This window comes from Saccharothrix sp. 6-C (assembly GCF_016695385.1).
GTDB classification, from domain to species: Bacteria; Actinomycetota; Actinomycetes; order Mycobacteriales; family Pseudonocardiaceae; genus Actinosynnema; species Actinosynnema texasense.
This window is the reverse complement of record NZ_CP064192.1, coordinates 2924705-2946630: the sequence shown is the minus strand read 5'-3', so window position 1 is coordinate 2946630 and position 21926 is coordinate 2924705. Positions and strand designations below refer to the sequence as shown.

Below are 21926 nucleotides of genomic sequence, written 5' to 3'. Positions count from 1 at the left end.
CGTCCGCGCGCGGACGCCCCCGGCCCACACCACGGGAGCACCGGATGGCCAGTGACCGCACCACCACCGAACTCGCGCCGTACGCGTTGGTCCGGGTGGCCGCGCTGCCGCACCCCCGGCCGGCCGGGTCGGTCTTCCGGGCGGCCCTGGCCGCGGTCGTCGCGGCCGAAGGCCGGATCGCCGCGCTGGCGCCGGAACTCGCCGACGCGCTGCACGACAGCGCCGACGGCCACTCCCCCGCGTTCCACCGCGCGGTCGTGCTGCCGTTGCGCCGCGACGTGCACAACGGCCGCGTCCCGCGCCCGGCGGACCTCGGCGACCTGCCGGCCCGGGTGCCGCGCCTGGCGCAGTGGCTCGCCGCGCACGAGGAGCTGGCACGGGCGGTCGACGCGACGCTGGCGGCGTGGCCGCACGACCTGGCCGCGTCACGTGCCTGGCTCGCCGAGGTCTGCGCGTCCGACGAGCTGCGCCGGGCCAGCGCGCTGACCGGCCCGGACCTGCTGCACGGCCTGGACCGCACCGCGCGCGGCGGCGGCGAGCCCGACCGCAAGGCGCGCAAGGCGGAGCCGACCGTGCTGCGGTACGCGTTGCGCGCGACGTCCAAGACCAGCCCCCTGTCGTGGTACACGCACGTCGGCTGGGGCGTGTGGGGCGAGGGGCCGTGGCCGGCGGCGGAGCCGGTGTCGCACCCGGCGGCGCACCGCCTGCTCGTGACGAGGGTGGTCGACGCGCTGGGGCCCAGGCTGCCGCACCGGCTCGCGCCCGCCCTGCGGGAACGCGACGGGCGCGTGCTGTTCCGCCGGGACGTGCCCGTCGAGGGCGTCGGGCGGGCGGCGGTGGTCCGCGAGGAGGAGGTCGACGTCGCGGCGACCCGCCCGGTGCGGTTCGTGGTCGAGGTCGTCCGCCGAGCCGGCCCGGAAGGGCTGGCGCCGGACCGGATCGCCGCCGCGTTGGCGGCGAAGCTGACCACCCCCGACGCGGACCGCACCGCACGCGGGTTCGTCGCGAAGACCCTGGACCTCGGGCTGCTCGTGCCGGTCTCCCCGATCCACCCGCAGGACCCGGACGCGATGGGCGCGCTGGCCTCCTGGCTGGCGCCGGCCGACGGCGACACCGCCGGCCGGCTGACCGCGCTGGCCACGACCACCGCCGCGTTCGGCACCGCCGACCCGCCGGGTCGCGCGGCCGTGCTCGCGGAGCTGTCCGCCGGCTGGCGCGACCTCGGTGAGCGGGTCGGCGCGGACCTGACCGGCGTGACGCCGGTGGTCGAGGACGTGGTGCTGCCCGAGCCGGTGCCCGTGCCGCCCGGCGCCGCGCCCGCGCTGACCGCGCTGACCCCGCTGCTGGTGGCGTTCGACCAGCACGTGCTGCTGCGCCGGCTGATCCGGACCAGGTTCGTGGCGCGGTTCGGCGTGGGCGGCGTCGCGACCCTCGCCGACTGCTCCGGGCCGCTGTCGCAGGCGTGGCAGGAGTCGATGGACGTCGACGGCCTGGACGACCCCGACGTGCGGGCCGTCGTCGAGACCCGCGACAAGCTGGCCGGGCAGGTCCACGACGGGGTGGTCACCGACGACGTGCTGGCCTCCGCCGCCGACCTGCTGCCCGCGTGGGCGACCCGCCGCACGGGCTCGTACGGCTTCTTCGCCCAGCCGACCCACGACGGCCGGCTCGTGGTCAACCGGGTCTACGCCGGGTTCGGCAAGTTCACCAGCCGCTTCCTCGACCTGCTGCCCGGCGCGCGCGACGCGGTGACCGGCCAGGTGCGCCGCCACACCACGAACCCCGTGCAGTTCCGCCCGGTGCAGGGCTTCAACGCCAACCTGCACCCGTTGCTCGGCGCGCGCGAGGTCGGCGAGGACCCCCGCTGGGCGGACCTGGCGGCGGACGAGCTGGACGTGCGGCACGACCCGGCGACCGACGAGGTCCGGTTGACCCACCGCGGTGTCCCGCTCGACGTGCTGTACCTGGGTTTCCTGATCCCGCTGGCGCTGCCGGACCGGCAGGTGCCGCTGTACTCCGACCTCGCCTGCGGCTGGGTGGACCTCGACCGGCTGCGCGCCGCCACCACCGACGGCGGGGTGACCGCCCAGGGCCGCCTGACCTACGGGGACGTCGTGCTGGCGCGCCGCTCCTGGGACTTCGCCGTGCCGCCGGCGGTCGGCGCGGAGGAGCGGGCGGCGCTCGACGTGGCCCGGTTGCGCGCCCGGCACGGCCTGCCGGAGCACGTGTTCGTCGGACCGGACCGGGCGCCGATGTCGGCCGACGCCTACCGGCACGCGCTCACGGCGGGCAAACCGCAGTACGCCGACCTGGGCGACCCGCTGCACCTGCGCTGCCTGCCGCGCCTGCTGGCCCGGTTCCCGGACGGCGTGCGGCTGACCGAGGCGCTGCCCGTGCCCGGCGCCGGCGGCGGCCGGGTGGTCGAACTGATCGCGGAAACGTACTGGAGGGCCTCGTGACCGACGTCGTCTGCTACTACCACGACCCGGTGAAGGCGCCGTTGCTCCGCGATGCCGTGCTGCCCGCGCTCGCCGAGGCGGAGCGCTCCGGCGCGACCGGGCACGTGGAGCGGCACTGGTTGCACGGCCCGCACGTGCGGGTGCGGCTGCACGGGCCGGAGGAGGTCGCCGAACAGCTCGCGTCACGGCTGCGCGCGCACCTCGCCGAACATCCGTCCGCTGTGGACTCGGACGACGCCGTGCTGCTCGCCCGGGCCAGGCAGAACGGGATAGCCGAGCTCGTGCCGCCGCCCTACGAGCCGATCCACCCGGACAACACCGTGCTCGTCGAGCCGACGGACCTCACGGCGTTGCGGCGGCTGCTGCTCTCCGACGTGCTGATCGACCTGCGCGCCCGGTGCCTGCGGCTCGGCGTGCCCGCGATCCGCGACGCCGTGGCCGCCGACGGCACCAGCCAGTCGCGCGTGCGGCTGGCGATGGTGGCGATGACGGCGCACGCGAGCCGGTTCCCGGCGGGCCTGGTCAACGGCTACCACTCGTTCCTGTCGCACCTGGAGAGCTTCCTGCTGCACAGCGATCCCGACGGCGTGCTGCGCGACCGGTTCGACGGTGTGTGGCAGCGCAACGCCGAGCAGGTGGTGCGGACCGTGCGCGAGGTCGCCGAGGGTTCGGTCACGACGCCGTGGGTGGCGTGGACGGACGGCACGCGCGCGCTGGTCGAAGAGGTGCACGACCGGGGCGAGCTGCCCACCGCGTACTCGGCGCACCTCGGCGAGCGGGCCCTGGAGATGGGCGAGGAGGAGGCGATCCGGCGCTGGCACCGCGACCACACCGACCGGATCAGCGACTACCACGACCGGTTGCGGGAGGTCGACTTCGACCACCCCGACTACCAGCGGCCCGTGACCGTCTACCGCTTCGGGACCAACATGCTCTACCAACTGCTGGCCGTGTGCGACGTGACGCCCGCGGAGCGCTACCTGGCGGCGAGCCTGGTCGTGCGGGCGGTCCAGCGGATCGCCGGGATCGGCTGGTCCGAGCACGTCGCGCAGATGACGAAGGTGGCTCGATGAGCGGGAACCTGCTGCGCCTGCGGCCGATCGTGCACGCGACGCCGACCGCGACCGGCCTGCACGTGCGGGGGTGGCGGTCCAGCTTCTCCCTCGACGGCGGCAAGGGCCTGTGGACGATCTGGGAGCGCTTGGCCGGTCCGCTGGCCGAGGGCGTGCCGCCGGCGCAGCTGGCGGTGCCGGAGAACGCGCCACCGGCCGTGGCGCGCGCGTTGGAGCTGCTGATCGGTCAGCTGCACGAGCACGACATGCTGGTGGAGGTGCCGGCCCACTGGGGTGGGCACGCCCCGCCCGAGGACATCGCGAACTGGCTGGCCGCCGTCGCGCCGTCACCGGTCGAAGCGTGGCAGCGGCTCCGGTCGGCCGCGGTCGCCGTGACCGGCGACGGGCCGTTGGCCGCCCACGCGCGCCGCGCGCTGGTCGCGGCGGGGGTCGAGGTCTCCTCGGTGCGGCCGGGCGCCGGTCTGCTCCTGACCGCCGACACCCACGCCGTGGCCGCCGGGTGCGCCGCCGACGTCGGTTTCGTGGTCGCGCCGGGCGCGGTCGCGGACGTGGCGGCCGACGCGGCGGCGGTGGCCCGGCGGTTGGCCGGCGCGGCGGGCGCACCGCCGGAGGTGCTGGCCGCGCTGGTCGCGTCGGCCGCGTCGCACCGGCTCGTGTGCGCGCTGGGCGGTCTGCCGGACCCGTCCACCGAGGTGGTGGACATGTGGAGCGACGTGCCGCCGACCGGGCCGCCGCACCAGGCCGTCCTGGTCGCGCGGGTCGACCCGCTGCACGCCGAGTACCACCCGTGGCTGTCCGAGGTCCGGCCGCGGGAGCCGGGCGGCCCGGTGCTGGACCTGCTGGGTGACCGCGAGTTGGGCCCGGTGCCCGCGCCGCTGCCCGGTGCGCTGCCGCAGCTGCCGGTGAAGCTGGCCGCCTCCGGCGACGTGGTCGGCTTCGGCGCCACCGAGCACGCCTCGCGGCTCGACGCCCTGCTCCGCGCCGCACGTGCCCTCGCGCCGGACGGCGTGGCGCTCGGCGCGGACCGGGTGCACGCGCTCGGCCTGGCGCTGCGCACGGCCGTGCGGCCCCTGGAGGGCACACCGGTGGCCGAGGACGAGTGGGCCGCCGACCCGACCGCCCGGCGCTGGTGGAAGGCCGTCACGCTCCGGTTCGCCCTGCCCGCCGAGGTCGAGGTGACCAGGCTCGGTCCACGCGTGGTCCGAGCCGTGGTGCGGGCGGACGGCGAGGAGCTGTCCTGGGCGGTCGAGGCCGAGCCGGCGGACGCCGTCGCGTTCGCCGCGATGGCCGCCGCCGGGCGGGCGCAGGCCGGGGTCGCCGGGACCGTCGTGCTGTGCGGCGCGGCCCCGTTCGCCGAGCCGGACGGCGCCGCCGCGCCCTGGACGAACCGGGACTGGCACTGGCCGTACGGGCTGCGTGACGGCGAGGAGGCGTTCCAGGAGGACCTGCGGGCGCTCGCGGGCGACGTCGAGCCGGTGCCCCTCGGTCCGGTGCTGGAAGCCGCCGGCCTGGTGGCGTTCGCGGTGTCGGGGGCGGGCCGGTGACCGCGCGGGTGGTGGAGCTGACCGACTACGCGCTCGGCGACCTGGACGGCGTCGGCGCGGACGGCCCGGTGCTGCCGGTGCGGTTCGACGGCGCGCTGGTGCTGATCGGACCGGTGTCGGACGGCGTGTGCGTGAGCTGCGCCGAAGACGCGCGGCTGGCCACGCTCGGCGCGTCCGTGCCGCGTGGCGATCGGCGGATGAAGGTGGGCGGCCTGGCGTCCTCGGCGCTGCGGCCCCTGATCGACGTGCTGGTCGCGCGCGCGCTGGCCGATCCGGAGGCCCACCGCGACAAGGTGCTGGCGTTGCGGACCGACCTGGCGACCGTGGGCGAGCACCGCGTCCGGCCCCGGTCCGGCGGCTGTGCGACGTGCGGCCCCCTGCCCGAGGACGCCCCGGAAGCGGTGGTGCGCCGACCCGTTCCGCCGGTGCCCGGCACGTTGCGGGGGCCCAACCCGCTCGCCGAGGGCGACGCGCTGCGCCGGGAGCTGTTCGACCTCAGGCACGGCCCCGTCGGCGGGATGCACCGCATCGGCGACCTGACCGTGGCGGCGGTGAGCGCGGAGCTGGGCGGCGGGCAGGCCGGGTTCGGCCGCACCGCCGACTACGCCGAGGCCGAGCGGGTCGCGTTGTACGAAGCGGTGGAACGGCACGCGGGCCTGCGGCCCCGGCGCGTCACCACGGTCCTGGAGGCCTCGTACGCCGAACTGGGCGAACGCGCGCTCGACCCCACCCGCCTCGGCCTGCCCGACCACGAGTCGCCGCACGTCGTGCCGTACCACCCGGACGTGCGGACCCGGTGGGTGCACGGCTGGTCGTACACCCACGGGCGGCCGGTCGCCGTGCCCGAGCACGTGGCCTACTGGGGTCGTGGCAGGGGCGCGCGGTTCGTGGACGAGACGTCCAACGGCTGCGGCACGGGCAACAGCCTCACCGAAGCGGTGCTGTACGGGTTGTTCGAGGTCGCCGAGCGGGACGCGTTCCTGATGGCCTGGTACCAGCGGACGCCGTTGCCGAGCCTGCGGGTGCGCGACGACGTCACCGCGCACCTCGCGGACCGGCTGGAGCAGCTCGGCTACCGGCTGGAGCTCTACGACGCCACCAACGACCTGGGCGTGCCGTCCGTGCTGTCGCTGGCGCGGTCGCCTCGGCGGCCCCACGCGTTCTTCGCGGCGGGCGCCGGGCTCGACCCGGACTCGGCGATGCGGTCGGCGGCGGCCGAGGTGGCGATGGACGTGGAGGCGGGCGCGAAGCGCTACCGGGTCGAGCCCGGCGACTACGACGTGGACCGGCTGCGGGACATGCTGCGCGACCCCCGGCTGCTCCGGAGCATGGACGACCACGTCAACGTGAACGGGTTGGCGGAGGCCGTCGAGCGGTACGACTTCCTGACGCCCGGACCGGAGGTGGACCTGGCGGTGCCGGACGTGCCGCGGGACGACCTGGACGCGTTGCTGGAGCACTACGTGCGCGAGTGGGCGGCGCTGGACCTGGAGGTGATCGCGGTCGACCAGAGCGACCCCGTGGTGCGCGACCGGCTCGGGCTGCACTCGGCGAAGGTGATCGTGCCCGGCGCGCTGCCGATGACGTTCGGCGAGCTGAACCGGCGCACGCACGGCCTGCCCAGGCTGCGCCTCGCCGGCGCCCCGCTGCCCCACCCGTTCCCGTGACCGCCGACGCACTGCTCGCCGCGTACACCCACGGTCCGGGGCGGGTGGTCGAGCCCGGCACGTCGCCGCGCACGGCGGCTCCGCACGGGCCGTGCGTGCCGCTGACGGCCCTGCGGGGACGGTTCGGCGCGGCGTTGGCGCGGCTGCTGACCGACGTGGCGACACCGCTGCGGTGGGAGCCGTGGAACCAGTACAACGACCACCGGGCGTATCCCTCGGCACGGGCCGCGGCCACCGTCGACCTGGTGCTGGACGGGCGGTGGACGCTCGACCCGGTGCGGCGGGCGCTGGTCGGCGACGGGACGCCGGTGGTCGACGGGCCGGCGCGGATCGGGCTGGTCCGCCGGCGCGACCGCCTCTCCCCCGGCTACCGCGAGTTCGGCGACGTGCTCACGGAGCTGGAGGTGGGGCACGTGGCGGCGGCGTTGGTCGAGCACGCGGCCCGGCTCGGGCTGGCGGCGAGCGTCTCGGGGCTGACGGTCACCGTGACGTTCGGCGGGACGCCCGCGGCCGGTCCCGCGCCGGTTCCGGTCCGCGGTTCGGGGGTGGGCCCGCGCGGCGTCGCGGCCGATCCCCGGCCGCTGCCCGCCCGCGTGCTGCACGCCGTGGTCGAAGCCGTCAACGACCCGCCGGCCGGGTCGCCCGTGCGCGACGACCTGCGGCACCGGCTGGCCGTGCGCAACGTCGAAGGCGTCGCCGACGGCTGGTACGACGTGACCGGCGGGCTGCGGCTGGTGTCGCCCGGACCGGCGGTGGCCGGCTTGCGCCCGGTGTTCGGCCACCCGCCCGGGACGATCGACGTCGCCTCGATGAACCTCGCGCTGGTGACGACCGGCGACCCGGCCGCCGCGGTGGCGTCCGACGGTCCGGACGGCTACCGCGCCCTGCTGCGCGCCGCCGGCGCGACGGCGCAGCACGTGTGCACGGCCGCGGCGGCCGGCGGGGCGTTCTGCCGGCCGGCGCGCAGCACCGACGACGGTCCGCTGGAGGCCGCGGTCGGCGCGCCCGCGTCGCACGCGCTGCTCTACCTGCTGCTGGCCGGGCGCTCGCGCGGCAACGGCTTCACCTACGACCTCACCCCGCTGGAGGCGCGATGACCTGGACCGGCCTGCACGTGCGGCTGTGGTGGGCGGTCGAGGACGTCGACGCGTTCATCGCCGGCGTCCTCGCGCCGGAGCTGGACGGGCACCGCGCGGCGGGACGGGTCGCCGACTGGTTCTACGTGCGGTACTGGGAGGAAGGGCCGCACCTGCGCGTCCGGGTGCGCGACGCGACCGTCGACCTGGCCGACCGGTTGCGCGCGCTGGTGGCCGAGGCCCGCCACCCGGTGTCGGAGCCGGGACCCGACTGGCTGCCGCACGGCGACGTCCGGGAGACGCGGTACGAGCCGGAGGTGGAGCGGTACGGCGGGCCGGCGGCGTTGCCCGTGGCCGAGGACGTGTTCTGCCGCAGCACCGAGGTGGCGGTGGCCGTGCTGCGGTCGGCCGGGTCGAGGTTCACCGCGGGCGTCGAGCTGGTGATGGCCACGACGATCGCGCTGGGGCTGGACCGGGTGGAGGCGGCGTCGTGGCTGCGTTCCCTGGCGACGGGGTGGCGGCAGGCGCGCGAGCCCGTCGCGCCGCCGGCGCTCGGCTCCCACGTCGCCGCGCGGAAGCTGCACGAGGCGCGCGCGGCGCACCTGGCGGCCCGGTGGGACCGGCTCGAGTCGCACGCCACGGGCGCGGTGGCGTACTGGGTGGACCAGGTGCGGTCGGCGGACCTGCCGCGGTACGCCTGGGCCTCGCAGCTGCACATGCTGTGCAACCGGCTCGGCCTCGACCCGGAGGAGGAGCGCACGGTCTGCCGGCTGGTGGCGATGACGGCCGAGGCGCCGGACGGGCCGACCCCGTTCCACGAGGACGGGGCCGCCGCGGCCGACCGCCGCTACCTGGCGGCCAGCAAGTTCCACGCCGGCGTGCCGGACCAGGGCCCGCTCAAGGTCGGCCTCGGCTCGCCGCTGCGGCCGTGGTGGCCGGACGTGCCGCTGCCCGAGGCCGCTCCCGTGACCGGCGGCCTGGCCGACGCGTTGCTGACCCGGCGCACCGCGCGCGGCGCCGAGCCGACGGGCTCGCTCGACGCCGGGCAGCTGGCGACCCTGCTGTGGACGGCGCAGGGCGCCCTGCCGGACGGCCGCAGGCCGTACCCGAGCGCGGGCGCCCGGCACAGCGCGCGGCTGCGGGTGCTGGCGTGGCGGGTGACCGGGCTGGAGCCGGGTGTGTACGAAGTGGACGAGGCGCGGCGGACGCTGGTCCACGTCGCGCCCGCGCCGCCGGTGGCCGACGTGCGGGCGAGCTCCATGTGGTTCGGCGACGGGGAGGGCCGGGTGGACCCGGCCGGGACACCGGCCGTGCTGGCGCTCTACGCCCGGGTCGGCGCGCTCCGCGCGGCCTACGGCCTGCGGGCGCTGCGGTTGGCGTTCACCGAGGCCGGTCACCTGGCGCAGAACCTCGCCCTGGTCGCCGCGTCGTCGGGGCTGGCGTTGGGGATGATCGGCGGCTTCTACGACGACATGGCGCACGACGTGCTGTGCCTGGACGGCGTGGACGACGCGCTGGTCTACCTGATGCCCCTGGCCGCCGCCGGCTGACCGGCCCGCCGCCGCGCCCGGGTCCGGGGCTGTCCCGACGTCCCGGCCCCACCCGGCGCGAACCACCCGTGGGAAGACCCGCGCTTCGCCCGGCGTGGCGCGGACCAGGCACGGGGGTTCGTGATACCGCAGCGATAACGATCTTTGATCACCGTGGGAGACGGTGGGGGCGCAGGGACGTCTACGGAGGGACAGGGACATGTCGGCGAACGGGCGGCACGTGGTCGGGCGGGTCGGCGACGTGGTCACGACCGTGGGGGTCGAGCACGTCCGGCTCAGCTACGAGTACCTCGACCGGCGGGACATGGACGGGTACGGGTCGTTGTTCGACGACGAGGCGGAGCTGTCCTCGCCGGTGGCCGGAGTGGTGCGCGGGCGGGCGGGAATCGAGTCCTACCAGGCAGAACGGGCCGTCGACGGTGGGCGGCACGTGGTCGAGGAGGTGATCGCCGCGCCGGGGCGGGTGGTCGTGGTCGGGCGGGTGACCGGCGCCGGGCGGGAGGTGGAGTTCGTCGACCTGTTCACGCTCACCGAGCACGGGCTGCTGCGGTCGCAGAAGTCGTTCTTCTTCGCGGCTCCCCGCTGAGGGGCGCGGCACGCCGATCGGCGTGCGCCGAATGACCGGCACGAACCCGGCTTCCGGCTGTGTGCGACCACGGTGACCACCGGTTATCTTCAGTTCGGGGGTCGATGCAAGTGGGAGCAGCCCGTGGAATTGGGAGCAGTCGGGTCGCCGCCCATCCCGGTGTACCGGATCTTGGGACCGCTGCACGTGGCGGCCGGACCCGACCGGGTCAGCCGGGTGCCACCCGGACGGCAGCAGATGGTGCTCGGCGCGCTGCTGCTCGACGCCAACCGGGTCGTCGGCATCGACCACCTCATCGACGCCGTGTGGGACGAGGCGCCGCCCGCCACCGCGCGCCGGCAGATCCAGATCTGCGTGTCCGCGCTGCGTGCCAACCTCGCGTCGATCGGGCGCGGTGAGGCGATCGTCACCCGCCCGCCCGGCTACCTGCTGCGCGTCGCGGACGGCGAGCTGGACGTGCAGGTGTTCGCGGCGCTGACCGCCGAGGGCGAGTCGCTGGTGCGGTCGGGCGATCCCAAGGCCGGGCTGGCGCTGCTGCGCCAGGCCTTGGCGCTGTGGCGCGGACCGGCGTTGGGCGGCACGGCGGGCAGCAGGCTGCGGGCGAAGGCCGCGAAGCTGGACGAGGACCGGCTCGCGGTGCTGGAGACGACGTTCGACCTCGAGCTGAACGCGGGGCGCCACCGCCAGCTCGTCGGCGAGATCAGCGCCCTGGTCGCGCAGTACCCGCTGCGGGAACGGCTGCGCGGTCAGCTGATGCTCGCGCTGTACCGCTCGGGGCGGCAGGCCGAGGCGTTGGAGGCCTACCGCACGACGCGGGAGCTGCTGGTCGACGAGCTCGGCCTGGAGCCCGGCGAGGACCTGCGCCGGCTGGAGACGGCGATCCTCGCGGGAGACCCGTCGCTGGCGGTGCGCCCCGATCCCGGCCAACCGCAGCCGCCGCCGGCGCGGTCGTCGTCGCCTCCCCCGGCGGCGACCGTCGTCCCGCTCCAGCTGCCCGCCGACATCGGCGAGTTCACCGGCCGGGCCGGGCTGGTCGCGCAGGCCCGGGAGCTGTTGGCGCAGGGCGGTCGGGCGACGCGCGTGGTGGCGCTGGTCGGCAAGCCCGGCATCGGCAAGAGCGCGGTCGCCGTGCACGTCGCGCACCTGCTGGTGGAGGACCACTTCCCCGACGGGCAGCTCTACTGCGACCTGGGCGGCACCCGCGAGCACCCGACCAGCGCCGCCGACGTGCTCGGCCGGTTCCTGCGCGCGATGGGCATCCCCGGCACGTCCATCCCCGACGCCGAGGACGAGCGCGCCGAGATGTACCGGCAGCTGGTGGCGCGCAAGCGGATGCTGGTCGTGCTGGACGACGCGGCGACCGAGCGCCAGGTGCGGACCCTGTTACCGGGCAGCAGCTCGTGCTCGGTGATCGTGACGAGCCGGACGCGGCTCACCGGCCTGCCGGGCGTGCGCGTGCTGGAGATCGACGTGCTCGGGCACGACGAGGCGCTGGACATGCTCGCCACGGTCATCGGCCGCGACCGGGTGGACGCGGAACCGGCCGCCGCGACGGCGCTGGTCCGGCTGGTCGGCTCGCTGCCGTTGGCGCTGCGCATCGTCGCCGCCCGGCTGGCCGCACGACCCGGCTGGTCGCTGGCGTGGATGCTGGAACGGCTGTCCGACGAGCGCCGGCGGCTCGACGAGCTGGCGCACGGCGAGATGATGGTGCGCGCCAGCCTCGCCCTCACCTACGACGGCCTCCGGGTCGACGCGCGCCGGTTGTTGCGGCTGCTCGGCTCGCTCGACGGGCTGAGCTTCCCCACGTGGGTCGCGGCGGCGCTGCTGGACGTGGACGTGTTCGAGGCCGCGGACCTGCTGGAGGGCTTGGTCGACGCGCAGATGCTGGAGGTCGTGGCGGTCGACGCGACCGGCAGCCCGCGGTACAAGTTCCACGACCTGATCCGCCTGTTCGCGCGGGAGCAGCTGGAGCTCAACGAGGGCGGCGAGGCCCGGTTGGTGGCGTTGCGCCGGGTCGTCGGCGGCTGGTTGGCGTTGGCGGGCGAGGCGCACACGCGCGTCTACGGCGGCGACTTCACCTCGCTGCACGGTGACGCGCCGCGCTGGCTGCCCGCGCGGTCCCACGTGGACCGGTTGCTCGCCGACCCGTTGCTGTGGCTGGAGACCGAGCACCCGAACCTGTGCTCGGCGGTCGAGGTGAGCGCCGAGGAGGGGTTGCACGAGGCGTCGTGGGACCTGGCGGTGACCCTGGTGACGTTGTTCGAGGCGCGGTGCTACTTCGCCGACTGGGACCGCACGCACCAGCAGGCGCTGGCCGCCGTCCGCCGCGCCGGCAACACCCGGGGCGAAGCGGCGCTGTCGTGCTCGCTGGCGTCGTTGCAGCTGTCCTGGTCGCGGGCCCGGGCGGCGCGCGAGCTGGTGGAGCCGGCGTTGCGCACCTTCGAGTCGCTGGGTGACGACCGCGGGGTGGCGCTGGCGCGGCGCAACCTGGCGCTGGCGCACCACCGGCTCGGCGAGCTGGAGAACGCCGCGCCGCTGTACCTGGCCGCGTTGGAGGGGTTCCGGGCCTCGGGCGACCCGGTCGGGCAGGCGTGGGTGCTGACGCAGGTCGCGCAGATCGACCTGGAGCACGGCGAGCAGGAGCAGGCGGCCGACCGGCTGTACGAGGCGCTGGACATCTGCCGCCGGTTCGGCAACCAGCGGGTGGAGGTGCAGGTCCGGTACCGGTTGAGCGACCTGATGGTCCGGCAGGGGCGGCACTGGGAGGCGGAGGAGGCGTTGACCGAGCTGCTGGCGGCGGTGCGCGCGTCCGGTGACACCGTCGGCGAGGCGCGGGTGCTGCACAAGCTGGCGGTGGTGAAGCTGGCGCTGGCGGACCAGGAGGCCGCGGAGGGCCTGTTGCGGGAGGCGCTGGAGGTGCGGGAGCGGGCCATGGACCACGGTGGCGCCGCGGAGACGCGGGCCGAGCTGGCGGTGGTGCTGGCCGAGCGGGGTGACCGGGCCGCGGCGGTGAGCCTGCTGGGCCGGGCGATCTCGACGTTCGCGGAGCGGAACATGGGTGCGGCGAGGCTTCGCGCGCAACAGGTCCTGGAGCGGATCAGGACCGGCTGAGGTCAGCTCGCGGTCGGACCCCAGGGCGTGTCGTCGCCCGTCGGGCCCCACGGGGTGTCGTCGCCCGTCGGGCCCCAGGGCGTGTCGTCACCGGTGGGGCCCCAGGGGGTGTCGTCACCGGTGGGGCCCCAGGGGGTGTCGTCGGACGTCGGCCCCCAGGGCGTGTCGTCCGTGGTCGGGCCCCAAGGCGTGTCGTCCGTGGTCGGGCCCCACGGGGTGTCGTCGGCGGCGGTCGCGGTGCCGACGGCCGGGGTGGTGGCGGCGTGGGCGGCGGTGGCGGCGACCACCGGGGCCAAGAGGATCGCGGCGGTGACTGCGGTGGCGGCGAGGATGCGGTCGATGCGCATTGTCCTGCTCCCTTTTCCTGGAGGTCGTGTTCCGGGCCGTGCTGCTGGAACCGACATTAGGAATGCGGGGCATTGCCGAATTATCGCGCGACGAACGCCCCGCGAAATCCCGGTTTCGCGGCACGGGCACTGCCGCGATAACGGCGCGATACCGGCGTGACGATGCTGGGAGGAGAACCGCCGGAAGTGCTCTCTTCGCAGGTCGAAGCGGGTACACCGGCACACCGCACCTCGCAGCGGCACGACCTCATCGCCACCGGAGCAGGCATGGACGGGAATTTCATGTACGGGCAATTCGGCGAACTGCTCAAAAAACACCGGATGAAGCGCGGAGCCACCCAGCGGCAACTGGCCGACCTGTCCACCGTCAGCGTCCGCGCGATCCGCGACCTGGAGGCCGGACGAGCGAGCCGGCCGCGCCGCGACACCGTGCGGCTCATCGCCGACGGGTTGCGGCTCAGCGGACGCGAGCTGACCACGTTCGAGGCGGCGGCCATGAGGGCGCGCGGCGGCGTGGAGATCGACCTCGCGCCGGACCTCGCGGCCGTGCCGCCGCCCGCCGCGCTGGACGTGCTCGTCGGCCGGGACGCCGAGGTCGCGTCACTGCTCGCGCTGCTCGGCGAGGGCGGCTCACGGCTGGTCGCGGTCACCGGGCTGCCCGGTGTCGGCAAGACGCGCCTGGTCGTGGAGGTCGCGGGACGGCTGCACGGGTCCGGCACGGCCCGCGTGCTGTGGGACGCGGCCACCGCGCCGGCTCCCGGCGGTGGCGCGGCGCGGTTGCGGCTGCTGGTGCACTCGGCGTTGGCCGTGGCGGAGGACGGCGAGGGCTGGGAGGCGCTGGCCAGGCTCATCGGCGACCGGGAGGCGGTGCTCGTGCTCGACGGGCACGACCCCGCGTGGCCCGACCCGGACCGGGCGCTCGCGCTGGTGCACCACTGCCGGCGGCTGCGGCTGCTGCGCACGACGCGCGGGTCCCGCCCGATCCCCGGTGAACGCGTCGTCGCGCTCCCCCCGCTGACCCCCGGGCACGCCGCGCGCCTGCTGCACCGGCTCGCGGGCCTGCCTGGCGAGCCCGACCCGGCGCTGGTCGAGGTCGCCGAACGGCTCGACGGCCTGCCCGGCGCGCTGGAGGCGGCGGCGTCGTGGCTGGTGGTGCACCGGCCCGAGGAGCTGCTCGACCTCGTGCGCGCCGACCCGCTGGACGTGGTCGCCGACCGGCTGCCCGAGCTGCGCGACTCCCTCGACCACGCGCTGTCCGACGTGGACGGTGCGGCGATCGCGGCGCTGGCGGGCGACTGGTCGGTGGCCGACGCCGCCCGGCTGGCCGGCGTCCCGCCGGTGGCGTGCGCGCGGCTCGTCCGGCGCCTGCTGCTGCTCGGCCTGGTGCGCCCGGTGGGCGACGACCGGTTCCGCGTGCTGGCCCTGGCCCGCGCCCTAACTGCCTCCCGGCTGCCGGTCGGGCTGCCGCTCGACGCGTCACGCGACTCCTAGCGTCGGCTCGACGACCATCCTGCGACCGAGGGAGTGCCATGGACCTGGTGGAGAACGACGCCGGACTCGACATCGTGGTGACGAGCCTCGCGTCCGACGCCCACACCTGGAACCTCGTGTTCCTCCAGCTCGTGCTCGAGGAACTGGGCCACCGCGTGGTGAACCTCGGCGCGTGCGTCCCGGACGACCTGCTCGTGTCCGAGTGCGCCCGCCGCTCACCCGACCTCGTCGTGGTGAGCAGCGTGAACGGGCACGGCTTCCACGAGGCGAAGCGGGTGATCGCCAAGCTGCGCGCCGAACCCGGGCTGACCGCGACGCCGGTGGTCGTCGGCGGCAAGCTCGGCATCGACGGCCCGGGCGGCCGGGACCGCGCGGCCACCCTCACCGCGGCCGGGTACGACGCGGTGTTCGAGGACGCCGGGAGCATCGCCGCCTTCCGGGCGTTCCTCGACCGGTTGCCGGTGGGAGTGCGCTCATGAGCTCGTTCGGCGAGTTCGTGGCACGGGCCGCCGCGTCGGGCGAGCTGGTCGTCCAGCCGCGCATGGGCATCGGCGACCCGGCGGGCATGCGCGCCGGGCTCGCGGCGGTGCGCGCGGCCGGGGTGCGGGCGGTCGGCACGATCACGCTCGACAGCTACACGCGGGTCGGCGACCACGGCGCGGTGCGCGCCGCGCTCGCCGCGGGCGACGCCCTCAACGGCTACCCGATCGTCGCCTACCCGCCGTCGACCACGCGGGACGTGCTGCGCGGCCTGGCCGGCGACGGGTTCCCGGTGCAGGTGCGGCACGGTTCGGCCCGACCGCAGGACATCGTGGTGGCGCTGCTCGACGCCGGGCTGCACGCCACCGAGGGCGGTCCCCTGTCGTACTGCCTGCCCTACAGCCGGGTGCCGGTGGCCGAGGCGGTGCGCGCGTGGGCCGAGTCGTGCCTGCTGCTGGCCGGGCTGCGGGACCGGGGCGGCCGACCGCACCTGGAGTCGTTCGGCGGCTGCATGATGGGCCAGCTGTGCCCGCCGGGGCTGCTGGTGGCGATCAGCGTGCTGGAGGGCCTGTTCTTCCGCCAGCACGGCCTGGACAGCGTGTCGTTGAGCTACGCCCAGCAGACCCACCCGGGGCAGGACGCCGAGGCGGTGCTGGCGCTGCGCGCCCTCGCCGCCGAGCACCTGTCCGATGTGGACTGGCACGTCGTGCTCTACACCTACATGGGCGTCTTCCCCCGCACCCGGCGCGGCGCGTCGGCGTTGCTCGAGCAGGCCGCCGAGCTGGCCGTGCGCACCGGCGCGGAACGCCTGATCGTCAAGACCACGGCCGAGGCGCACCGCATCCCGACGGTCGAGGAGAACGTGGCGGCGCTGCGCACCGCGAGCCGCGCGGCGGCCCGGGCCCCGCGCGGCGGACCGGCCGGCACCGCCGCGCTCGACGACAGCGGCGTCCTCGCCGAGGCCCGCGCGATCGTGGAGGCGGTGCTGGACCTGGCGCCGGACCTCGGCGTCGCGCTGGTCCGCGCGGTCGAGCGCGGCTACCTCGACGTGCCGTACTGCCTGCACCCGGACAACGCCGGGCGCACCAGGGCCGTGGTCGACCGGACCGGGCGGCTGCGCTGGTCGCGCACCGGCTCGCTGCCGCTGACCGGGGTCGTGGAGACCGGGGTGACCGCCGAGATCACCTCGACCGAGCTGCTGCGTTCGCTGTCGCACGTCGAGCGGACGTTCGACGACCTGGCCCTGGACCGGGTCGGCGCACACCCGATCGGCTCCGGCTGATCACCGTGCCCGGCCGCACCGCCTGCCCCACCCACCGAAGGAGCGAGAGCGACATGGACACCACGAGCGCCGCCGACGCGGCGACCCCGCGCCCGGCGACCCCGTTGCCCGGGAGCCCGCGCGAGCACCTGTCCTCACCCGTGACCCGCGCGGTCCTGCGGTTGCAGCACACCGTGCTGGACGCGGCCAGGGAGCACCTGGGCGGCGCGGGCTTCACCGAGCTGCTGCCGCCGATCATCGGCCCGGTCACCGACCCGGGCGCGCGCGGCGCGAAGCAGGTCGACGTCGACTACTACGGCCACCGGTACAAGCTGATGACCAGCGCGATCCTGTACAAGCAGGCGTCGCTGACGGCGTTCGACCGGATCTTCTGCATCGCGCCGAACGTGCGGCTGGAACCGTTGGAGACCAGCTCGACGAGCCGGCACCTGGCCGAGTTCCACCAGATCGACGTGGAGATCGCCGGCGCGTCCCGCGACGACGCGATGGCGGTGGCCGAGGGGGTGGTCGCGCACGTCGTGCGGCGCGTCGTGGAGCGGTCGGCCGGGGAGCTGGAGGTCCTCGGCCGCGACCCCGACGCGTTCGCCGACCTGCTGTCGGGCACGCCGTTCGAACGGCGCACGCACACCGCCGCCGTCGCCGACCTGCACGGCCTCGGGCACGACCAGAACCCCGACGCCGAGATCGACTGGGCGGGCGAGGCGGTGCTGTCGGCGAAGTCCAGCAGGCCGTTCTTCCTCACCGACTACCCGAAGGGCTCGCGCGGGTTCTACGACAAGGAGAACCCGGCGCGGGCGGGACGGCTGCTGAACTTCGACCTGCTCGCGCCGGAGGGGTACGGGGAGCTGTGCAGCGGCAGCGAGCGCGAGCACGAGTACGGCACGATCATCGCGCGGATGCGGGAGACCGGCGAGAACCCCGCCAAGTACGGCTGGTACCTGAAGATGGTGCGCGAGGGCATCCCCGGCAGCGCGGGCTTCGGCATCGGCCTGGAGCGGCTGACCCGGTACATCGCGGGCCTGGAGTCGGTGTGGCAGGCCAGCGCGTACCCGAAGGTCCCCGGGGTGGTGTCGCCGTGAGCGGGTTGCGGGCGGGGACGTTCCCCGAGGCGGCCGTGCGGGAACGTGCCCGGGTCGGCGCGGGCGCGGCGTTCCCGGCGTTGGAGGACTACGGGCGGGCGCTGTTCGGCGCGCCCGACGCGGGCTCGTCGGGCGGGCCTCCGGGTGACGAGCTGGACGCGGCGCGGCTCGTGCCGCCGGTGTTCGTGCCCGAGCGGTTGGAGAAGCTGATCGACCTGGCCCGCGAGCCGCTGCACGGCGACGTGGACCTGGGCGCGGAGGTCGGCGGCTTCACCTCGCCGCTGCCGGTGTACCTGTCGGCGTTCGGGTCGACCCAGGTGGCGAGCGCCGACCTGGGGCGGGCGGCCGGCGCGCAGGCCGGCGCGCTGGGCGTGCCGATGGTGATCGGCGAGAACGTCGTGCCCGTCAACGGGTACGGGCGGCTCGCCGGTGGCGGCGGGCGCTCCCTGCTGGGGCGGATCTCGGCGTACGCGGAGGCCGTGCCGGACGGGGTGGGCGGCGTGGTCGTGCAGCAGAGCACGGAGGACGCGGACGCCGAGGTGTGGAACCTGGTCTACAGCGACCCGTCGGCACGGCCGCTGCTGGACTCCGGCCGGCTCGGGTTCGAGCTGAAGGTGGGCCAGGGCGCGAAACCCGGGCTGGGCGGGCTGACCGTGGTGAGCTCGGCGGACGGCGACCGGTTGTCGGAGCAGTTCGCGGTGGAGCCCGTGTTCGGCGCGGAGTCGGGTCGGGTGCTGCGGTGCGCGAGCCCCGGCACGTTCACCGAGGAGATCCTGCGCCAGCAGATCCGGTTGATGCGCAACAACTTCCCGCGTGCCCGGGTGTGGGTGAAGCTGCCACCCGGACGTGACGTGGCGGTCGCGGCGGCGGTGGCGTGGGAGGCGGGCGCGGACGCGGTGACGGTGGACGGCGCGGAGGGCGGCAGCGGGTGGGCGCCCACGTCGTTCCTGGCGGGCGTCGGGCTGCCGTTGGCCGAGTGCTTGCGGCGCATCGCCGGGCCGGCCGGGTGCCTGCTGGCGTCGGGGCGGGTGTGGGAGGGGTTGCGGGCGGCGAAGTGCCTGGCCGCCGGCGCGCGGGCGGTGGGGCTGGGCCGGGCGGCGTTGATCGCGGTGGACGAGGACCCGGAGGCCGGGCTCACCCGCCTGGTGGAATGCCTGGCGCTGGAGCTGCGGCTGCTGATCAGCGCGCTGGGCAAGTACCGGGCCGGCGCGCTGACGCCGGACGACCTGTGGTCGCCGACGGGCTGGACCGTCCCGGCCCGCACCCCGGCCGGGACGGTGACCCGGTGACGCCCAGCGGCCCCGCCCGGCGCGGCGGGCCGCCGACCACCGGCCTCGTCCACCCGGCCGACCGCGCGGGGCGCACGGCCGCGGCGGTGGCGTGGTGACCGCTCCCGCGCGGACCCGACGCGGCCCGCTCTCGGCTCCCTACCTGGCCTTCGTGTCCGCCACCGGGTTGTCCTCGCTCGGCGACGCGGCGTGGGTGCTGGCGCTCACCACGACCCTCGTCGGCGTCTCCAGCGCGACCACCGCCGGACTGCTGATCGCGCTGGCCGGCGTGCCGCGCGTGGTCGCGCTGCTCGGTGGCGGGGTGGCCGCCGACCGGTACGGGCCGGTGCGGGTGATGGTGTGGGCCGACCTGGCGCGCTGCGCGGTGATGGTGGCGGCCGCCGGTCTGGTGCTGGCGGTCGAGCCGACCGCCGCCCTGCTGGCCGTCGTGGCCGCGGTCCTGACCGTGCTCGGCGCGTTCTTCGTCCCGGCGTCGGGCGCGCTGCGGCCGTTGCTGCTCCCGGAGGAGCACTTGGTGCGCGGCAACGCGCTCTACCTCATCGGGCTGCGCACCGGGCAGGCCGCGGGTGGGCCGGTCGGCGCGGCGCTGCTGGGCCTGGGCGGGGTGGCGGCGGTGGCGGCGGCGAACGCCGCCGGCTTCCTGGTGTCCGCGGCGGCCGTGGCCCGCAGTCGACCGGACGGCGCCGTCACCCGGCACGACCGCGTAGCCGTGCGCACGCGGGTCGCCGAAGGGCTGCGGCACGTCGCCGGCGACCCGGCGCTGCGGACCCTCGTGCTGGTGGTCGGCTTGGTGGAGCTGGCCGCGGCGGGTCCGGTGAACATCGGGCTCGTGCTGCTGGCCCACTCGATCGGCGCGGGCGTCGCGGGCGCGGGCTTGCTGCTCACCGCGTTCACGGTCGGCGCGACGCTGGCCTTCCTGCTCACCCTGGTGCGCCCGGTGGGCCGCCGCGCCGGGCCGGTGCTGGTGCTGGGCGTGTGCGCGCAGGCCGTGGTGCTGGGCGCGTTGGGCGTGCTGGGCACCCTGCCGGCGCTGCTCGGCGGCTACGGCGTGCTCGGCCTGGTCACCGCGCTGTCCGGGGTCGTGCTGACCTCGCTGGTCCAGCGCCGCACGCCCGCGCCGGTGCGCGGCCGGGTCATGTCGATCATGGCGCTGGTCGTGTTCGGCGCGCCCCTGCTGGGCAACGCCGTCATCGGCGCCTCCATCGACCTGTTCGGCCTGCCCACGACGATGGCGCTGCACGCGCTGTCGGCCGTCGTGGCGGTGTGCGTGTACGCGTCCTCGCCCGTCCTGAGGGGAGCCCGCCTTGACTGAGACGACCGCGGCGCAGTGGCCGTCGCTGACCGACCTGCGCGCCCGCCTGACGGGCCGCGAGCTGACCGCGGACGGCCTGCTGTCGGCGTGCCTCGACCGGATCGGGGACGTCGACCCGCTCGTGCGGGCGGTCCTGGCGCTCGACCCGACGGCCCGCGCCCAGGCCGCGGAGAGCGACTCGCGGCTCGCCGCCGGCCGGGCCCGCCCGTTGGAGGGCGTGCCGGTGCTGGTGAAGGACAACATCGACACGGCGGGCCTGGCGAGCACCGCCGGGTCGCGGCTGCTGGCCGGCGCGCCGCCGAGCGCGGACGCCGACGTGGTGATCCGCCTGCGGCGCGCCGGCGCCGTGGTGGTGGGCAAGACGAACCTGTCGGAGTGGGGCAACTTCCGCTCCACCGGCGGGGTCGAGGGCTGGTCGGCGGTCGGCGGGCAGACCCGCAACCCGCACGCCCTCGACCACAGCCCCGGCGGGTCGTCGTCGGGCTCGGCGGTGGCGGTCGTGACGGGCATGGTCCCGCTCGCGCTCGGCACGGAGACCGACGGGTCGATCGTCGTGCCCGCCGCGCTCAACGGGGTCGTCGGCGTGAAACCGGCCCTCGGGCTGCTGCCGGGGCGCGGGATCGTGCCGGTGTCCCGGGTGCAGGACACCGCGGGGGTGCTCGCGCCGAGCGTCGTCGACGCGGCCACGTGCCTGGCGGCGTTGACCGGCGGTCCGGCGGTGCGCCCCATCCCGGCGCGCGGCCTGCGGATCGGCCTGTGGCACGGGCGGCGGATGAACGACGCCGTGCTGACCGGAGTGGCGCGCGTGGCGGAGAGGTTGCGCGCGGCGGGCGTCGTCGTGGTGCCGGTCGAACTGCCCTGGGACGCGCCGCCGCTCATCGCCGGGATGGACGCGCTGCTCGCGGAGTTCCGGATCGGCCTGGACGGCTACCTGGCCGCGCGCGGCGGGCCGGTGACGTCGCTGGCCGAGCTGGTGGAGGGCAACCGGGAGGACGCCGTCGAGCTGAGCCTGTTCGGCCAGGACGTGCTGGAGCGGGCCGCCGAGGTCACCGAGGAGCAGCTCGCCGGGGCGTCCGCGAAACGGGCGCAGGCGCGGTGGTGGGCGCGTGACGCCATCGGCGCGGTGCTGGCGGACCACGCGCTGGCCGGCATCGTCGCGCCGACGAGCGAACCGGCGTGGCGGCTCTCGCCCGAGGGCGACCCGCCGACCCGCAACACCTCCACGATCCCGGCGATGGCGGGCGTGCCGAACGTGACGGTGCCGACGGGCTTCCTCGACCACCTGCCGTTCGGCATGTCGGTGTTCGGGCCGCGCGACACGTTCGAGGCGCTCACCCTCGCGGCCGCGGTGGAGGCGGTGTGCGGGGACCGACGGGCGCCCCGCTTGTCGGAGGCGTAGCGCGCGAGCGCCGGGGACGGGGCCGGCACGGCGGGGAACCTCCCGACCGTGCCGGCCCCGTCGTCGTTCACGGGCACGGCATCGGGCTGGGGCACAGGCCTCGGCCCGCGGCAGGGGCAGGGATTCCGGGCTGGGAGCTGCCGCCTATCTGCCGCCCGCACTGCCGGAATCGCGACCCCGC

At 76.1% G+C, this 21926-nt stretch carries 16 protein-coding genes; 15 read left to right on the top strand and 1 reads right to left on the bottom strand.

Annotated features, from left to right (window positions below):
- Positions 1–44: 44 nt before the first annotated feature.
- The 8 genes from IOD16_RS13000 (at position 45) to IOD16_RS12965 (ending at position 13066) form a co-directional block, all read left to right on the top strand.
- A complete protein-coding gene (locus IOD16_RS13000; protein WP_201440250.1) occupies positions 45–2459 on the top strand; it encodes a lantibiotic dehydratase in 2415 nt (804 codons plus the stop codon).
- Complete coding sequence (locus IOD16_RS12995) at positions 2456–3532, top strand: lantibiotic dehydratase C-terminal domain-containing protein (RefSeq protein ID WP_201440249.1); 1077 nt, start codon at positions 2456–2458, stop codon at positions 3530–3532. The genes IOD16_RS13000 and IOD16_RS12995 overlap by 4 nt, the downstream gene beginning before the upstream one ends.
- Positions 3529–5076 (top strand): hypothetical protein, encoded by a 1548-nt coding sequence (locus IOD16_RS12990; RefSeq protein WP_201440248.1) that lies wholly within the window; start codon positions 3529–3531, stop codon positions 5074–5076. Before IOD16_RS12995 ends, IOD16_RS12990 begins: the two co-directional genes overlap by 4 nt.
- Positions 5073–6743 carry a TOMM precursor leader peptide-binding protein gene (locus IOD16_RS12985; protein WP_201440247.1) on the top strand — a complete coding sequence of 557 codons (1671 nt, stop codon included), beginning with the start codon at positions 5073–5075 and terminating at the stop codon, positions 6741–6743. The genes IOD16_RS12990 and IOD16_RS12985 overlap by 4 nt, the downstream gene beginning before the upstream one ends.
- Complete coding sequence (locus tag IOD16_RS12980) at positions 6740–7840, top strand: hypothetical protein (RefSeq protein ID WP_201440246.1); 1101 nt, start codon at positions 6740–6742, stop codon at positions 7838–7840. Before IOD16_RS12985 ends, IOD16_RS12980 begins: the two co-directional genes overlap by 4 nt.
- Positions 7837–9369, top strand: coding sequence for a thiopeptide-type bacteriocin biosynthesis protein (locus tag IOD16_RS12975; protein ID WP_201440245.1), 1533 nt, complete (start codon positions 7837–7839; stop codon positions 9367–9369). The genes IOD16_RS12980 and IOD16_RS12975 overlap by 4 nt, the downstream gene beginning before the upstream one ends.
- Positions 9370–9568: 199 nt before the next feature.
- A complete protein-coding gene (locus IOD16_RS12970; protein WP_201440244.1) occupies positions 9569–9955 on the top strand; it encodes a nuclear transport factor 2 family protein in 387 nt (128 codons plus the stop codon).
- A gap of 123 nt (positions 9956–10078) precedes the next feature.
- A complete protein-coding gene (locus IOD16_RS12965; protein ID WP_268957706.1) occupies positions 10079–13066 on the top strand; it encodes an AfsR/SARP family transcriptional regulator in 2988 nt (995 codons plus the stop codon).
- A 2-nt stretch (positions 13067–13068) separates the two neighbouring features.
- On the opposite strand, the gene IOD16_RS12960 is transcribed toward IOD16_RS12965, so the two are convergent.
- Positions 13069–13413 (bottom strand): hypothetical protein, encoded by a 345-nt coding sequence (locus IOD16_RS12960; RefSeq protein ID WP_201440243.1) that lies wholly within the window; start codon positions 13411–13413, stop codon positions 13069–13071.
- A 267-nt stretch (positions 13414–13680) separates the two neighbouring features.
- Between IOD16_RS12960 and IOD16_RS12955 the strand changes: the two genes are divergently transcribed.
- From IOD16_RS12955 to IOD16_RS12925, 7 genes are all read left to right on the top strand, one after another.
- Positions 13681–14904 carry a helix-turn-helix domain-containing protein gene (locus IOD16_RS12955; protein ID WP_236594944.1) on the top strand — a complete coding sequence of 408 codons (1224 nt, stop codon included), beginning with the start codon at positions 13681–13683 and terminating at the stop codon, positions 14902–14904.
- 38 nt (positions 14905–14942) lie between these two features.
- A complete protein-coding gene (locus tag IOD16_RS12950; RefSeq protein ID WP_201440242.1) occupies positions 14943–15383 on the top strand; it encodes a cobalamin B12-binding domain-containing protein in 441 nt (146 codons plus the stop codon).
- Positions 15380–16666 carry a methylaspartate mutase gene (locus tag IOD16_RS12945; protein ID WP_201440241.1) on the top strand — a complete coding sequence of 429 codons (1287 nt, stop codon included), beginning with the start codon at positions 15380–15382 and terminating at the stop codon, positions 16664–16666. The genes IOD16_RS12950 and IOD16_RS12945 overlap by 4 nt, the downstream gene beginning before the upstream one ends.
- A gap of 53 nt (positions 16667–16719) precedes the next feature.
- Positions 16720–17745, top strand: coding sequence for an asparagine synthetase A (locus IOD16_RS12940; RefSeq protein ID WP_201440240.1), 1026 nt, complete (start codon positions 16720–16722; stop codon positions 17743–17745).
- Positions 17742–19034, top strand: coding sequence for a glutamate synthase-related protein (locus IOD16_RS12935; protein ID WP_201440239.1), 1293 nt, complete (start codon positions 17742–17744; stop codon positions 19032–19034). The genes IOD16_RS12940 and IOD16_RS12935 overlap by 4 nt, the downstream gene beginning before the upstream one ends.
- 94 nt (positions 19035–19128) lie before the next feature.
- On the top strand, positions 19129–20346 hold the full coding sequence (locus IOD16_RS12930) for an MFS transporter (RefSeq protein ID WP_201440238.1): 1218 nt from the start codon (positions 19129–19131) through the stop codon (positions 20344–20346).
- On the top strand, positions 20339–21745 hold the full coding sequence (locus tag IOD16_RS12925) for an amidase family protein (protein ID WP_201440237.1): 1407 nt from the start codon (positions 20339–20341) through the stop codon (positions 21743–21745). Before IOD16_RS12930 ends, IOD16_RS12925 begins: the two co-directional genes overlap by 8 nt.
- The last annotated feature ends 181 nt before the right edge of the window (positions 21746–21926 follow it).

Coding starts and splice junctions, on each gene's coding strand:
- IOD16_RS13000 (WP_201440250.1), top strand. CDS start 45: ATGGCCAGTGACCGCACCACCACCGAACTCGCGCCGTACGCGTTGGTC.
- IOD16_RS12990 (WP_201440248.1), top strand. CDS start 3,529: ATGAGCGGGAACCTGCTGCGCCTGCGGCCGATCGTGCACGCGACGCCG.
- IOD16_RS12975 (WP_201440245.1), top strand. CDS start 7,837: ATGACCTGGACCGGCCTGCACGTGCGGCTGTGGTGGGCGGTCGAGGAC.
- IOD16_RS12970 (WP_201440244.1), top strand. CDS start 9,569: ATGTCGGCGAACGGGCGGCACGTGGTCGGGCGGGTCGGCGACGTGGTC.
- IOD16_RS12960 (WP_201440243.1), bottom strand. CDS start 13,413: ATGCGCATCGACCGCATCCTCGCCGCCACCGCAGTCACCGCCGCGATC.
- IOD16_RS12955 (WP_236594944.1), top strand. CDS start 13,681: ATGGACGGGAATTTCATGTACGGGCAATTCGGCGAACTGCTCAAAAAA.
- IOD16_RS12950 (WP_201440242.1), top strand. CDS start 14,943: ATGGACCTGGTGGAGAACGACGCCGGACTCGACATCGTGGTGACGAGC.
- IOD16_RS12945 (WP_201440241.1), top strand. CDS start 15,380: ATGAGCTCGTTCGGCGAGTTCGTGGCACGGGCCGCCGCGTCGGGCGAG.
- IOD16_RS12940 (WP_201440240.1), top strand. CDS start 16,720: ATGGACACCACGAGCGCCGCCGACGCGGCGACCCCGCGCCCGGCGACC.